The sequence below is a fragment of the Microbacterium sp. sgz311019 genome (genome assembly GCF_056135325.1).
Genome location: NZ_JBWAXO010000001.1, coordinates 234449 through 248385, shown reverse-complemented (window position 1 = coordinate 248385; position 13937 = coordinate 234449). Strand labels below are relative to the sequence as shown.

13 protein-coding genes are annotated in these 13937 nt (G+C 70.3%); 10 read left to right on the top strand and 3 right to left on the bottom strand.

The window, feature by feature from the left end; genetic code table 11:
* Positions 1-7: 7 nt before the first annotated feature.
* The 5 genes from AC0NZN_RS01180 to AC0NZN_RS01160 are packed head-to-tail and all read left to right on the top strand — an operon-like array spanning position 8 to position 4302.
* Positions 8-835 carry a shikimate dehydrogenase family protein gene (locus AC0NZN_RS01180; protein WP_474590439.1) on the top strand — a complete coding sequence of 276 codons (828 nt, stop codon included), beginning with the start codon at positions 8-10 and terminating at the stop codon, positions 833-835.
* Positions 836-865: 30 nt separating this feature from the next.
* A complete protein-coding gene (aroC, locus tag AC0NZN_RS01175; RefSeq protein ID WP_474590438.1) occupies positions 866-2077 on the top strand; it encodes a chorismate synthase in 1212 nt (403 codons plus the stop codon).
* A gap of 14 nt (positions 2078-2091) precedes the next feature.
* Positions 2092-2637: a shikimate kinase gene (locus AC0NZN_RS01170; RefSeq protein WP_474590437.1), complete on the top strand. Its 546-nt coding sequence runs from the start codon at positions 2092-2094 to the stop codon at positions 2635-2637.
* Positions 2634-3710 carry a 3-dehydroquinate synthase gene (gene aroB, locus AC0NZN_RS01165; protein WP_474590436.1) on the top strand — a complete coding sequence of 359 codons (1077 nt, stop codon included), beginning with the start codon at positions 2634-2636 and terminating at the stop codon, positions 3708-3710. The genes AC0NZN_RS01170 and aroB overlap by 4 nt, the downstream gene beginning before the upstream one ends.
* A 22-nt stretch (positions 3711-3732) precedes the next feature.
* On the top strand, positions 3733-4302 hold the full coding sequence (locus tag AC0NZN_RS01160) for a GNAT family N-acetyltransferase (RefSeq protein ID WP_474590435.1): 570 nt from the start codon (positions 3733-3735) through the stop codon (positions 4300-4302).
* Between the two features lie 47 nt (positions 4303-4349).
* Here AC0NZN_RS01160 and AC0NZN_RS01155 read toward each other — a convergent pair whose 3' ends face one another.
* The 3 genes from AC0NZN_RS01155 to AC0NZN_RS01145 all read right to left on the bottom strand — a co-directional run bounded on the left by AC0NZN_RS01155 (position 4350) and on the right by AC0NZN_RS01145 (position 7277).
* On the bottom strand, positions 4350-5678 hold the full coding sequence (locus tag AC0NZN_RS01155) for an MFS transporter (RefSeq protein ID WP_474590434.1): 1329 nt from the start codon (positions 5676-5678) through the stop codon (positions 4350-4352).
* 8 nt (positions 5679-5686) lie between these two features.
* The gene (locus tag AC0NZN_RS01150) at positions 5687-6562 is read right to left on the bottom strand and encodes a shikimate dehydrogenase (RefSeq protein WP_474590433.1); all 876 of its coding nucleotides are present in this window, start codon (positions 6560-6562) and stop codon (positions 5687-5689) included.
* Between the two features lie 97 nt (positions 6563-6659).
* The gene (locus AC0NZN_RS01145; RefSeq protein WP_474590740.1) at positions 6660-7277 is read right to left on the bottom strand and encodes a TetR/AcrR family transcriptional regulator; all 618 of its coding nucleotides are present in this window, start codon (positions 7275-7277) and stop codon (positions 6660-6662) included.
* A 99-nt stretch (positions 7278-7376) separates the two neighbouring features.
* Here AC0NZN_RS01145 and AC0NZN_RS01140 point away from each other — a divergent pair, with 99 nt between their 5' ends.
* The 5 genes from AC0NZN_RS01140 to AC0NZN_RS01120 all read left to right on the top strand — a co-directional run bounded on the left by AC0NZN_RS01140 (position 7377) and on the right by AC0NZN_RS01120 (position 13839).
* Positions 7377-9209, top strand: a complete 1833-nt coding sequence (locus AC0NZN_RS01140) for a bifunctional sugar phosphate isomerase/epimerase/4-hydroxyphenylpyruvate dioxygenase family protein (protein ID WP_474590432.1) — start codon at positions 7377-7379, stop codon at positions 9207-9209.
* Positions 9210-9238: 29 nt separating this feature from the next.
* Complete coding sequence (locus AC0NZN_RS01135) at positions 9239-9694, top strand: type II 3-dehydroquinate dehydratase (protein WP_474590431.1); 456 nt, start codon at positions 9239-9241, stop codon at positions 9692-9694.
* A gap of 104 nt (positions 9695-9798) precedes the next feature.
* Positions 9799-10359 (top strand): elongation factor P, encoded by a 561-nt coding sequence (efp, locus tag AC0NZN_RS01130; RefSeq protein ID WP_474590430.1) that lies wholly within the window; start codon positions 9799-9801, stop codon positions 10357-10359.
* A gap of 12 nt (positions 10360-10371) precedes the next feature.
* Positions 10372-10782, top strand: coding sequence for a transcription antitermination factor NusB (gene nusB / locus AC0NZN_RS01125; RefSeq protein WP_474590429.1), 411 nt, complete (start codon positions 10372-10374; stop codon positions 10780-10782).
* Positions 10783-10833: 51 nt separating this feature from the next.
* Positions 10834-13839 carry a DEAD/DEAH box helicase gene (locus AC0NZN_RS01120; protein ID WP_474590428.1) on the top strand — a complete coding sequence of 1002 codons (3006 nt, stop codon included), beginning with the start codon at positions 10834-10836 and terminating at the stop codon, positions 13837-13839.
* Positions 13840-13937: the final 98 nt, after the last annotated feature.

Sequence of the window (13937 nt, the reverse complement as noted above, 5' to 3'; positions counted from 1 at the left end):
CTCGGCGGTGACGCGCCTCGAGGTGTGGGGCGATCCGATCGCCCACAGCCGTTCGCCGCAGCTGCAGCTCGCCGCCTACGCGGCCTTGGGCCTTGACTGGTCCTATGAGCGCCGCCGCGTCGACGAGGCCTCCTTCGCCGCGCAGCTGGGTTCACTGGACGACTCCTTCCGCGGACTGTCGCTCACGATGCCCCTGAAGGGCGTCGCCTTCGCCGCCGCCGCGACGCGGGACCGGGCGGCCGAGCTCACGGGCGCGGTCAACACCCTGCTGCTCACGGCGGACGGCCCGCACGGCTTCAACACCGACATCGGCGGAATCGCCCGAGACCTGCGCGAGCACGGGCTTCATGATCCGGGCACGGCCCGCATCGTCGGCGCGGGTGCGACGGCGACCTCGGCGCTCGTGGCTCTCGACGACCTCGGGGTCGAGGACGTGGAGATCGTCGCGAGGCGGCCGGAGGCCGCGGCATCCCTCATCGATCTCGGCGACAGGCTCGGGATGCGGGTGGCTGCGACGCCCCTCTCGGCGGGCGCCTTCCGCGCGACCGACGTCACGATCTCGACCCTGCCAGGCGAGGCGTCCATCGATTCGGTCGCCGCGGACGACCTCGCCGCCGCAGGCGGGCTGCTGTACGACGTCGTCTACGGGCACTGGCCCACCGCGCTCGCGCAGGCGTGGCAGAGCCGCGGCGGCGACGCCGTCTGGGGGCTCGGGATGCTGCTGCACCAGGCGCTGCTGCAGGTGCGGGTCTTCACCGCCGGCGACCCAGCGACACCGCTGCCCGACGAGGCGCGTGTGCTCGAGACGATGCGCGCGGCCGTCACGGGAGACTGACCGCGCGCGCCGGCGTGGGAGACTGGGGGAATGCTCCGCGTGCTCACGGCCGGCGAATCGCACGGCCCCGAACTCGTCGCCGTCATGGAGGGTCTTCCGGCCGGCGTCCCCGTCTCATCCGACGCCATCCGGGCCGACCTGGCCCGGCGCAAGCTCGGCTACGGGCGCGGCTCGCGCATGAAGTTCGAAGAGGACGACCTGACGATCTCGTCCGGCATCCGTCACGGTTACACCCTCGGCAGCCCGATCGCTCTCCGGATCGGCAACACGGAGTGGCCGAAGTGGGTCGAGGTGATGAATCCCGAGCCCGTGGACCTGACCGACATGTCACGCGGCCGTGGTGCCGCGCTCACGCGCCCTCGTCCGGGCCACGCCGACCTCGTCGGCATGCAGAAGTACGGATTCGACGAGGCGCGGCCGATCCTCGAGCGTGCGAGCGCCCGCGAGACCGCGGCCCGGGTCGCCCTCGGCACGCTGGCACGGGCGTTCCTCGGCGAGCTCGGCATCCGTCTCGTCAGCCACACGCTCTCGATCGGGCCTGTGCGGGTCCCCGACGGCTCAGCGCTGCCTGCCCCCGACGATGTCGACACGCTCGACGCGGATCCGCTGCGCTGCTTCGACCCGGAGACCTCGGCCCGCATGGTCGCCGAGGTGGATGCCGCCCGCAAGGACGGTGACACGCTCGGCGGAGTCGTCGAGGTGCTCGCATACGGCCTGCCTCCGGGGCTCGGCTCCCACGTGCACTGGGACCGCCGCCTCGACGCGAAGCTCGCGCAGGCGATCATGAGCATCCAGGCGATCAAGGGCGTGGAGGTGGGCGACGGATTCGAGACGACCCGCCGCCGCGGCTCGGCGGCCCACGACGAGCTGTTCGTCACCGACGACGGCATCACCCGTTCGTCCGATCGTGCGGGCGGCACCGAGGGCGGCATGTCTACGGGCACGGTGCTGCGTGTGCGCGCCGGCATGAAGCCGATCGCCACCGTCCCGCACGCACTGCGCACGGTGGACGTGTCGACGGGTGAGACGGCCTCGGCGCACCACCAGCGCTCCGACGTGTGCGCCGTGCCCGCCGCCGGCGTCGTGGCGGAGGCGATGGTCGCGATCGTGCTGGCCGAAGTCGTGCTCGAGAAGTTCGGCGGCGACAACGTCGCCGAGACGCGGCGCAACCTCCAGTCCTACCTCGCGGCGATCCCGGAGACCCTGCGCAGCACGGCCGCGAGCAACGCCGCGCTCCTGTGAATGCGGGGCGGCGCATGAGCGCCCTCGTGCTGATCGGGCCGATGGGTGCGGGCAAGACGAGCGTCGGGCGCCGGGTGGCGAAGACGCTGGGAGTTCCGTTCACGGACACCGACGCGCTCGTGGTTCGCGAGCACGGGCCGATCGAGAAGATCTTCACCGAGCTGGGTGAAGAGCGCTTCCGCGAGATCGAGCGCGCGGCCGTCGCGGTCGCGCTCGAGTCCGACGGCGTGGTCGCCCTCGGCGGCGGCGCTGTGACGGATGCCGAGACCCGCGCGCTCCTTCGCGAACACCGGGTCGTGCTCCTCACCGTGGAGCCGCGGATCGTGGCCGCCCGCATCGCCGGGACGAACCGCCCGCTGCTGGCGGGCGACGATCCCGTCGTTCGGTGGCAGGAGATCTATGCGGCGCGACGCCCGGTGTACGAAGAGCTGGCGGATGCGACGTTCGACACATCCCGCGGACCTCTCAGCGCCGTCGTCGACGCGATCGTGACATGGGCCATCGGTGCCGAGCCGGTGGAGCAGGGTGCGCAGACGAACGAGGAGGGACGCTCCGCATGAGCGAGACCACGACGATCCAGGTGGCGGGCGACGAGCCCTACGACATCCGCGTGGGGCGCGGCATCCTGTCGAGCCTCGCCGAGGCGCTGCCCTCCGCCGCCCAGAAGGTGCTCATCGTGCACCCGCCGACGCTCGCCGGGCAGGCGGAGGCACTTCGCGCGTCGCTCGGCGCCGATCGGCAGGTGCTCCTGGCTGAGGTGCCGGACGCCGAGCAGGGCAAGCGTGTCGAGGTGGCCGCATTCTGCTGGCAGGTGATGGGTCAGGCGGACTTCACGCGCACCGACGCCGTCGTGGGCTTCGGCGGCGGAGCGGTGACCGACCTCGCCGGCTTCGTCGCGGCCACATGGCTGCGCGGAGTCGCGGTCGTGCAGGTGCCGACGACGGTGCTCGGGATGGTGGATGCCGCCGTCGGCGGCAAGACCGGCATCAACACCGCCGAGGGCAAGAACCTCGTCGGCGCGTTCTGGCCGCCGCGTGCGGTGATCTGCGACCTCGATCTGCTCGACTCGCTGTCGCCGAACGAGCGGGTCGCCGGCTTCGCCGAGGTCGCCAAGGCCGGATTCATCTGGCATCCCGAGATCCTCGACCTCATCGAGGACGATCCGACGACAGTCCTCGATCCGCGCTCCGCGTCGTTCCGCCGCTGCATCGAGCTCGCGATCGACATGAAGGCGCGGGTGGTCGGCGAGGACCTGCGCGAGGCGGGCCTGCGAGAGATCCTCAACTACGGGCATACCCTCGGACACGCGATCGAGCACGCCGAGCGCTACCGCTGGCGCCACGGGGCCGCCGTCTCGGTGGGCATGACGTTCGCCGCCGAGCTCTCACGATTGGCGGGGCGGCTGCCGGATGAGGCGGTGCAGCGCCACCGCGATGTGCTCGGCGCCCTCGGCCTGCCCATGACCTATCGCGCCGGCGCATGGCCGCAGCTGCTGGCGACGATGCAGCGCGATAAGAAGACCCGCGGGTCGATGCTGCGCTTCATCGTGCTCGACGACATCGCCCGACCGACCGTGCTGCAGGCGCCGGACGAGTCGCTGCTGTTCGCCGCATACCAGGAGGTCGCGGGCTGAGCCGCGCGGGTAGGCTGGCGCGGTGACGGGCCGCTCGAGCGTACGACGCATCCTCGCCTCCGAGTGGCGGGACGTGCGGGCGCTGCGTGCCGAGGCCGTCGCGGATCCCGATGCCGGCATCGCCTTCCTCGAGTCGCCCGCCCAGGTCGCCGCTCACAGCGACGAGTTCTGGCAGGAGCGCACTCGCCGTGCCGCGGACTCCGCCGATTCGGCGCAGTTCGTCGCGATCGACGAGGATGCAGAAACGCCGGCGTGGGTCGGCTCGCTCAGCGTGCTGATCCGCAAGCCCGGCATCATCGACCACCTCGGGCACACCGTGCACACCGAGCGCGCCGACATCGTGGGCGTCTACGTCCGTCCGAGTCACCGAGGCGACGGCACGATCGACCGCCTGTTCACGGTCGCCGAGGCGTGGGCCGTGACAGAAGGGGCTCGCATCCTGTCGCTCGACGTGCACGCCGACAATCTCCGCGCGCAGGGTGCTTACCGGCGTGCCGGCTTCACGCCGACGGGGGAGACGTTCACGGGCACGATCGGGCCGGAGCTCGTGATGACCCGGCCCCTCCCGGTTGACGGGCGCGCGCACGCATAGACGACGCGGCCTCGCCCGTGGGCGAGGCCGCGTCTGCGTGCAGGATGTCAGGCGTTGACGGGGGTCGGCCGCGCGATGTGCTCGCTCCGAAGGCCGAGCTCGTCGGTGGGCACGTTCTTCGTCTCGCGGGCCGTGAGCGCGCTGACGACGGCGATGAGGCAGATCACGGCCGTGAAGACGCTGATGACGACCCATCCACCCTGCTGGACTCCACCGAGCGCGGTGACGATGGTGGGTGCGAAGCCGGCCATGAGGAAGCCGAGCTGGGTTCCGATGGCGACGCCCGAGAACCGCACGCGGGTGCTGAACATCTCGGAGTAGAACGCCGGCCAGACGGCGTTCGCGGCGGCGTAGCCGAAGGAGAAGGTGAGCACCGCCAGCACGAATGTCAGGGCGAGGTTCCCGGCGCCCATCGACAGCATGTAGAACGGCATCAGGAGGGCCGAGGCGATCGCGCCGTAGATGAACACCGGCTTGCGGCCGACGCGATCGGCGAGTGCTCCGAACATCGGCTGCGTGCCGATGGCGACGAGGTTCGCCGCGACGACGAGCCACAGCGTCATGGCAGGGTTCAGGCCGACGACGACTCCATAGGCGATCGCGAGGTTGCCGAAGACCGTGGACACCGCCGCGATGAACGCACAGCAGATCACGCGGAGCACGTCGCGCCAGTGGTCGCGCAGCAGCGGGATGAGCGGGATGCGCGCGATGCGGCCCTCGGCCTTCGTCTCCTCGAACTCGGGAGTCTCGTGCAGGCCGCGGCGGATGACGTAGGCGACGATGACGACGACGGCGCTGAGCCAGAACGGGATGCGCCATCCCCATGTCAGCTTGATGGAGTCGGGCATCGCGACCACGGGGATGAACACCAGCGCGGCGAGGATCTGGCCGCCCTGCGTGCCCGTGAGCGTCCAGGAGGTGAAGAACGCGCGCCGGCGATCGGGCGCGTGCTCCAGCGTGAGCGACGAGGCTCCGGCCTGCTCGCCGGATGCGGAGAGCCCCTGCAGGAGACGGCACACGACCAGCAGGATGGGGGCGGCCCAGCCGATCTGCGCGTAGGTCGGCAGACATCCGATGGCGAAGGTCGACAGCCCCATGACGAGCAGCGTGAAGAGCAGCACGCGCCGCCGGCCGAGGCGGTCGCCGAAGTGGCCGACGAAGACCGCACCCACCGGCCGCGCGATGTATGCGAAGCCGAAGGTCGCGAACGACATGACGAGCGCAGCCTGATCCCCGGACGGAAAGAAGACCGTCGGGAAGATCAATGCAGCCGCCGATCCGAACAGGAAGAAGTCGTAGTACTCGACGGCGCTGCCGAAGAAGCTGGCGACGGCGGCGCGGACCGGGGTCTTCCGCGGCACTGCGGTGGTGGACATGGGTACTCCTAACTGACGAGCTCGTCGTCTGCGACGAGCTGGCGGAAGGTGCCGATCATGCGATCGGCGTCGGGGCGGATGCCGGTGATGAGGTGGAAGGCGTCGACGGCCTGGAAGACCGCCATCTGTCCGCCGTCGAGGGTCCGGCAGCCGATCGCGCGGGCGGCGCGCAGCAGTTCGGTCTCGAGCGGGCGGTACACGATGTCGGCCACCCAGAGGTCGGCGCGGAGGAGAGTGGGGGAGAAGGGGATGCCGGGGTGGTCGTGCATCCCGGTGGGCGTGCAATGGACGACGCCGTCGGCGCGCGCGATCAGGGCAGGGAGGCTCTCCGGCGTCGCCGCGTGAACGACCGCATCGTGCCGGGCGCCGAGGTCCGCCGCGGCCTGCGCCGCGCGCTCATGGTCGACGTCGACCACGGCGAGACGGCGGACGCCGACGCGGAGGAGGGCATCGCCGACCGCCGACCCTGCGCCGCCCGCGCCGAGGAGGACGACGTCGGCGATCGGCGCATCCGGCAGCCCGGTGGTGAACGCCGTCTCGAACCCCGTGGTGTCGGTGTTGTAGCCGACCGTTCCGTCATCGGTGAACAGGACTGTGTTCACTGCGCCGAGCGCCGCCGCCAGCGGATCGATGCGATCGAGGTACTCCATCACGAGGCGCTTGCACGGATGCGTCACGTTGAGCGCGTCGAAGCCGAAGCGCCGGGCCCAGACGAGGATGTCGGGCAGATGGTCGGGCGCCAGCCCGAGCGTCGTCAGATCGATGGGGCGGTAGAGGTAGTCGATGCCGAGGGACTGCGCCTCGGCCATGTGGAGGCCCGGTGTGAGGGATGGCGTCACGCCCGTGCCGACCAGCCCGACGAGGTAGCGGTGCGACGCGCTCACGCGAACTCCCTTGTTCGACTCGAATGTACTAACTGGTACGTCCATAGTGAATCACGCGAGATCCGACCTGTCAACCAGGTTCGGCAGAGGGGGTCGCTCAGCGAGCGGTGAGCCACGCGACGACGATGTCGCCGATCATCGTGCGCATATGCCGGCGCTGGCTCGGGTCGTCGAAGTCGACGTCGAACAGGTGGCCGAACGTGTACTTGTTGGCCACCTGGAACACGCAGTACGAGCTGATGAGCAGATGCACGTCCAGCGCGTTGATGTCGGCGCGGAAGTCGCCGGTCGAGCGGCCGCGCTGCAGGATCTCGTCCAGCCGGGTGACAGCCGGCTGTGAAGCGGTGCGCAGGGACTCCAGTCGGTTGATGAACTCGCCCCGGTGGATGTTCTCGATAGCGACGAGGCGGATGAACGCATCGTGCGACACGTGGTGATCGAACGTCAGCTCCGCCAGCTGCCGCATCGCGGGCACGGGATCGGTGTGGTCGACATCGATGGAGCGCTCGGCGTCGCGGATGCCGTTGTAGGCGTCCTGCAGCACCGCGAGATAGAGCCCCTCTTTGCTGCCGAAGTAGTAGTAGATCATCCGCTTCGTCGTCCGCGTGCGCTCGGCGATGTCGTCGACGCGGGCGCCGGAGTAGCCGTCCTCGGCGAACACCTCGGTCGCAACGGCCAGCAACTCTGCCCGGGTGCGCTCCGCGTCGCGCTGCATGGATGCCACGAGGGCAGACTATCCGAGTCGCTGTGCGGCGCCCGTGAGGAGCGGGGTGGCTCTTCCCAGCTAATGTACCAGCTGGTACATTAGCTGGTCATGAAGACCTCCATCGCCACCGTCTGCCTGAGCGGCACGCTCGTCGAGAAGCTTCACGCGTGCGCCGCGGCCGGGTTCGACGGCGTCGAGATCTTCGAGCCGGACCTCGTCGCGGCCCCCGAGAGCCCGGAGGAGATCCGTGCGCTGGCGGCGCGATTGGGGCTCACCCTCGATCTGTATCAGCCGATGCGCGACGTCGAAGGAGTCGACGAGGAGACCTTCGCGGACGTGCTGCGCCGGGCGCGGGCGAAGTTCGAGCTGATGCAGCGCCTGGGCATGGACCTCGTGCTGTGCTGCAGCAACGTCGCCACTGCGACGATCGACGACGACAAGATCAGCGCGGATCAGCTGCGCCGGCTCGGAGAGCTCGCGCAGGGCTACGGCATCCGGATCGCCTTCGAGGCACTCGCCTGGGGAAGGTTCGTGGACGACTACCGGCGGGCGTGGCGCATCGTGCAACTCGCCGACCACCCGGCCGTCGGCGTGTGCCTGGACTCCTTCCACATCCTCTCGCGCGGCCACGATCCGGCGGCGATCGAGCAGATCCCGGGAGACCGGATCTTCTTCCTGCAGCTCGCCGACGCGCCCGTCGTCACCATGGACGTGCTGTCCTGGAGCCGCCACCACCGTCTCTTCCCCGGCGAGGGAAGCTTCGACCTCGCCGGATTCGTCGCGCATGTCGTGCGCGCAGGATACGCGGGCCCGCTGTCGCTGGAGGTCTTCAACGACACGTTCCGGCAGACCGACGTGAGGGGCACCGCCGTCCATGCGAGACGCTCCCTGCGCTGGCTGGAGGATGCGGTCTCCCGCCTGCCCGACGTGCCCACCGGGGCGTCGGGCGGACTGGACAGGCTTCCCGAATCCCCGCCGCCGACCGGCTTCGACTTCGCGGAGATCGTCGCGGCGGACACCTCCGATGTCGAGGTCATGCTGACGCAGCTGGGCTTCACGGCGCGCGGCAGGCACCGCACGAAGCCGGTCACGCTGTGGAGCGCCGGGGAGGCGCGGATCGTCCTGAACGAGCAGCATGCCGTGGGTGTCCAGCCGCATCTCGCGGCGATCGGTCTCCTCGTCCCCGACGCCGATCGTCTCGGCGAACGGGCGCGCGAGCTCGGGACGCCGATCGCCTACCGCCGCACCTACGCCTCCGAGCAGGCGCTCGATGCGGCGATCGCGCCCGATGGCACGCAGATCTTCTGGTCCGCGGCCCGCGATGCGTCCGAGCCGGACTGGACGGCCGAGTTCGAGCACGGCGAGTCCCGGGAGAGCGGCCAGGATGCCGGCATCCTCGCCATCGATCACGTGAGTCTGACGCAGCCCTGGCAGGTGATCGACGAAGCCGTGCTGTTCTACACCTCGGTGTTCTCGCTCGAGCCGGTCAGCGCGACCGACGTCGCGAGTCCCCGTGGCCTCGTGCAGTCCCGGGTGATGCGGTCGCCGGATGGCAGCGTGCGGGTCCCGCTGAACGTGGCGCCGCCGAGCTTCGAGACGCGGGGGCATGCGAGCGGACTCCCGCAGCACGTCGCCGTCCGCTGCACCGATGCGCGTGCGCTCGCACGCTCCGCGCGCGAGCGGGGGCTGGACGCGCTCCGGATCCCCGACAACTACTACGAGGATCTCGCCGCGCGGTTCTCTCTCGACCCTGCGTTCGTGGATGAGCTCCGCGAGCTCGGGATGGTCTACGACCGGGACGGTGAGGCGGAATATCTGCAGTTCTACACCTGCACCGTCGGCACGGTGTTCTGGGAGGTCGTCGAGCGTCGCGCGGGGTACGACGGATACGGAGCCGGCAATGCGCCGGTGCGCCTGTCGGCTCAGGGAGCGGGCCTGTGAGCACGGCCCGATCTTGGTATGGTGCCCACGTGACGACGCGCCGACTCCTGCTGGTCAACGGACCGAATCTCAACCTGCTGGGCACGCGCGAGCCGGAGATCTACGGCACGGAGACCCTGACCGATGTCGAGCGGATCGCGGCGGAGGCCGCGGCATCCCGCGGTTTCGTCGTACGGGCCGTGCAGAGCAACCACGAGGGCGTCCTGCTCGATGCGATCCACGCCGCGCGAGACGACTGCGACGGCATCGTGATCAACCCGGGCGGTCTCACGCACACCTCCGTGGTCCTGCGCGACGCGCTCCTCGGCGTCGGCCTGCCCGTGGCCGAGGTGCACATCTCCGACATCACGCAGCGGGAGGAGTTCCGCCACCATTCGTACGTGGCGGATGCGGCGATCGTGCACGTCATCGGGCACGGCGTGGCGGGCTACGCCGACGCGGTGACACGCCTGATCGACGTCATCACCGGCCAGGCCGACGGCTGATCCAGAGCCTTCCCGGGTTCGGTGCAGCGCATCCCGTAGAATCGAGCGTCGGGCCGCCTGCCGCAGGCCCGCCCATCGACTTCACGAAACGGAACCCTTCAGCCATGGCATCGACTGCAGACATCAAGAACGGCGTCGTCCTCAACATCGACGGTCAGCTCTGGAGCATCGTGGAGTTCCAGCACGTCAAGCCGGGCAAGGGCGGTGCGTTCGTCCGCACCAAGATGAAGAACGTCCTGACCGGCAAGGTCGTCGACAAGACGTTCAACGCGGGCGCGAAGGTCGAGATCGAGAACGTCGACCGCCGCGACTTCCAGTACCTCTACAACGACGGCGACGGCTTCGTCTTCATGGACGTCTCCGACTACGACCAGATCACCGTCCCCGCGGCGACGGTGGGGGATGCCGCGAACTTCCTGCTCGAGAACCAGCAGGTCACGATCGCCCTCAACAACGGCAACCCGCTCTACATCGACCTGCCGGCATCCGTCGTGCTCGAGATCACCTATACCGAGCCGGGCCTGCAGGGCGACCGCTCGTCGGCCGGCACCAAGCCCGCGACCGTCGAGACGGGCTACGAGATCCAGGTCCCGCTGTTCCTCGAGACGGGCACGAAGGTCAAGGTAGACACGCGCTCGGGCGACTACCTCGGCCGCGTGAGCTGACGCGCGCCCTTCATGAGCGCACGCACCAAGGCGCGAAAGCGCGCCCTCGACATCCTCTTCCAGGCCGATGTGCGGGACGAGGAACTCGGAGTCGTCCTCGCCGCCGAGGCGAAGCGGGCGGCGAACGAGCCGGCGCGGCAGGCGTCGTGGCTCTACGCGCGCGAGATCGTCGACGGCATCATCGACAATCACGACGAGATCGACGAGCTGATCACGTCCTCGTCGAAGGACTGGTCGCTCGCGCGCATGCCCGCCGTCGACCGCGCCCTGCTGCGCATCGCGACGTGGGAGATCCTGTACAACGACCAGGTGCCGTCGGCCGTCGCGATCGACGAGGCTGTGGAACTCGCCAAGGAGTTCTCCACGGAGGAGTCGGGCGCATTCGTGCACGGCGTGCTCGGACGGGTCGCACGCTCGAGCTGAGTCCGCCCGCTCCAGGACGACGTGTCCTCGGTGTCGCCTAACGTGGATGCCGTGCCGGCATCCTTCTCCGCTTCCCAGCCGGCCGCGGCCTCGAGGGTCCGGGGAGCCGCGTGGCGTGCGGTTCTTGCGGAGCCGGCTCCCGCCCGGGCGGCCCGCATCCCGCTCGCGCTCGGCTTCGAGCTGCGCGAGCGCCTTCCGCAGCGTTCGCCCTGGGCGCCGCCGCGCACGCAGGAGGCGCGCGTGGCCGGGGCGCCTCGTGCGGATCGCGAGCTGCTGCTCGGCGTCCGCCCCTATGTCCGCAGCGTCTCGACGGGCGGCTGGGTCAAGGGTGACGTGTCGTGGGAGTCGCTGCGCCGGCCCGGTGGCCCCCACGACGAGGAGCAGGCCCGGTGGTTCGCCGAGCTGCATGCGCTGACGCGGGATGTGCGCACCCTCGGTGCACCGCTCGACACGTCGGAGTGGATCACGCTGGACACGGTGGGCTCGCGCCTCCTGTGGCCGCAGCTGGCGTCGGCGGCGGCACTCGGCATCCCCTTCATCGGCACCCGGAAGGACCGCAGGGTCGTGCTGGCGGCTGCAGCCGAGGTCGGGCTCTCCGTCGGGTCGGTGCCCGGCGGCGGTCTCGCGGTGCGGGCGCCGGCTTCCATCGACGGCGCGGCGGTCGCCGGCGTTCGCCCGATCGGCCGGACGGGTGTGTACGCCCTCGCGTTCGATGAATCGGCGCTGACGATCACGCTGGCGCCGGTCACGCTGACGGATGCCGTGCGTGCTGTGCTCGATCAGCCGCGCGGACTGGTGGTCCCTGCCGCCGACGCAGATGACTTCCTGCGCGAGTACTACCCGCGGATCGCGCGGATGAGCCGGGTCGTCGGGAGCGACGGATTCCAGTTGCCGCCGCTTCCCGAGCCGCATCTGGCCGTCGAGCTCGCGCACGGCGCCGGTCACACGGCGACGTTCCGGCTGAGGTGGGATTATCCCGGCTCGGCACCCAAGCCGTTCGCGGCGGACGCGGGCGACGCGGAGCGCGACGCCGAGCTGGAGGCCGCGATCTCGGGTCGGGTCCGCGATGCGTGGGAGGGTGCCGGCGGACCGGCGTTCGCAGCGGAGGGAGTGCTGCACGACACCGACGCCGCCGAGTTCGTCACGTCGGTCGTGCCGGCTCTCGAGGCCGTGCCGGGCGTGCGCGTCGTCGTCACCGGAAACGCGCCGCATTACCACGAGCTCGATGCGACGCCGGAGATCACGGTCACCACCGTCGAGTCGCCGGACCCCGACTGGTTCGACCTCGGCGTCATCGTCACGATCGATGGCCGCCGCATCCCGTTCACCCCGCTGTTCACGGCGCTCTCGCGCGGCCGAAAGAAGATGCTGCTGCAGGACGGCGCCTACTTCTCGCTGTCGCATCCCGCCCTGCAGCGCCTGCGGGACCTCATCGACGAGTCCGGTGGGCTGGCCGAGTGGGAGCCCGGCACGACCCGCATCAGCCGCTATCAGGTCGACTTCTGGGAGGAGTTCGAAGACCTCGCAGACCAGGCAGAGCCCGCCGTCGCGTGGCGGGCGCTGGTCGACGGGTTGCGCGCTGGCGGCGCCGAGGGGACGGCGGTCGTGGCGGCGACGGCGCCGACGGGCATCGCCGCGACGCTGCGGCCGTATCAGCAGACGGGCCTCGACTGGCTGGCCTTCCTCTGGAGCCATCGGCTCGGCGGGATCCTGGCCGACGACATGGGCCTCGGCAAGACGCTGCAGATGCTCGCGTTCATCCAGCACATCCGCGAGGCGGGGGAGCGGCGGCCGGTGCTGGTCGTGGCGCCCGCATCCGTCCTGTCGACGTGGACGACCGAGGCGGCGCGCTTCGCGCCGGGCCTGAGCGTGGAGACGCTCGCGGTGACCGCGAAGAAGCGCCGGATGGCGTTACGGGATGCGGCGGCCTCCGCCGATATCGTCGTCACGTCGTACACCGTGCTGCGACTGGATGCCGACGCCTTCGCCGAGATCGCTTGGTCGGCGGTGGTGCTCGACGAGGCCCAGTTCGTGAAGAACCCGACCACGAAGCTGCACCGCGCCGTCGCGCGCCTGCGTGCGGACGCACGCTACGCCGTCACGGGGACACCGCTCGAGAACGGCCTGTCCGAGCTGTGGGCGCTCCTGTCGGTGACGGCGCCCGGGCTGTTCCCGTCGTCGCGCCGCTTCCGCGAGGAGTACATCGGGCCGATCGAGAAGGCGAAGGTGCCGGAGAATCAGGAGGGCGGGTCATTCCGCGCGGGCCGGCTCGCGCGGCTGCGCCGGCGCATCCGTCCGCTCGTCCTGCGCCGCACGAAGGAGCTCGTCGCCGCAGAGCTCCCGCCCAAGCAGGAGCAGCTGCTGCGCATCGACCTCGAGCCCGCTCACCGCGCCGTCTATGACGCGACCCTGCAGCGCGAGCGGCAGAAGGTACTGGGCCTGCTCGACGACCTCGACCGCAATCGGTTCATCGTCTTCCGATCGCTGACGCTGCTGCGCATGCTGAGCCTCGCCCCGGGCCTGGTCGATCCCGAGCTCGCCCACGTCGCGTCCAGCAAGCTTGACGCCCTGATGGATCAGCTGGCGGAGATCGTCGCCGAGGGACACCGCGTGCTCGTCTTCAGCCAGTTCACCTCCTACCTTGCGCTCGTGCAGGAGCGGCTCGAGCGCGCCGGCATCTCGTTCTGCTCTCTGGACGGCTCCACGCGCCACCGGGAGCGTGTGATCGACGGGTTCCGCTCGGGCTCCGACCCGGTCTTCCTCATCTCGCTGAAGGCCGGCGGATTCGGGCTCACCCTGACCGAGGCGGAGTACGTGTTCCTTCTCGATCCCTGGTGGAACCCGGCGGCCGAGGCGCAGGCCGTCGACCGCGCGCACCGGATCGGGCAGTCGCATCCGGTGAACGTCTACCGGATGATCGCGGCCGACACGATCGAGGACAAGGTCATGGCGCTGCAGCAGCGCAAGGCACGGCTGTTCCAGGCCGTGATGGACGACGACGCGCTCTTCGGCCAGGCGCTCACCGCGGACGACATCCGCGGGCTGCTGGACGGCTGAGCAACCCGCGCAGTCGCCGGGTGAGTCGGCTCCCGCACGGGTGGTCGACCCGGCTGCGAACGCGCCCTCGGCTAGGCTCGTAGGGTTCGAAACGGGAG

Coding starts and splice junctions, on each gene's coding strand:
- aroC (WP_474590438.1), top strand. CDS start 866: ATGCTCCGCGTGCTCACGGCCGGCGAATCGCACGGCCCCGAACTCGTC.
- AC0NZN_RS01170 (WP_474590437.1), top strand. CDS start 2,092: ATGAGCGCCCTCGTGCTGATCGGGCCGATGGGTGCGGGCAAGACGAGC.
- aroB (WP_474590436.1), top strand. CDS start 2,634: ATGAGCGAGACCACGACGATCCAGGTGGCGGGCGACGAGCCCTACGAC.
- AC0NZN_RS01155 (WP_474590434.1), bottom strand. CDS start 5,678: ATGTCCACCACCGCAGTGCCGCGGAAGACCCCGGTCCGCGCCGCCGTC.
- AC0NZN_RS01145 (WP_474590740.1), bottom strand. CDS start 7,277: ATGCAGCGCGACGCGGAGCGCACCCGGGCAGAGTTGCTGGCCGTTGCG.
- AC0NZN_RS01140 (WP_474590432.1), top strand. CDS start 7,377: ATGAAGACCTCCATCGCCACCGTCTGCCTGAGCGGCACGCTCGTCGAG.
- efp (WP_474590430.1), top strand. CDS start 9,799: ATGGCATCGACTGCAGACATCAAGAACGGCGTCGTCCTCAACATCGAC.
- nusB (WP_474590429.1), top strand. CDS start 10,372: ATGAGCGCACGCACCAAGGCGCGAAAGCGCGCCCTCGACATCCTCTTC.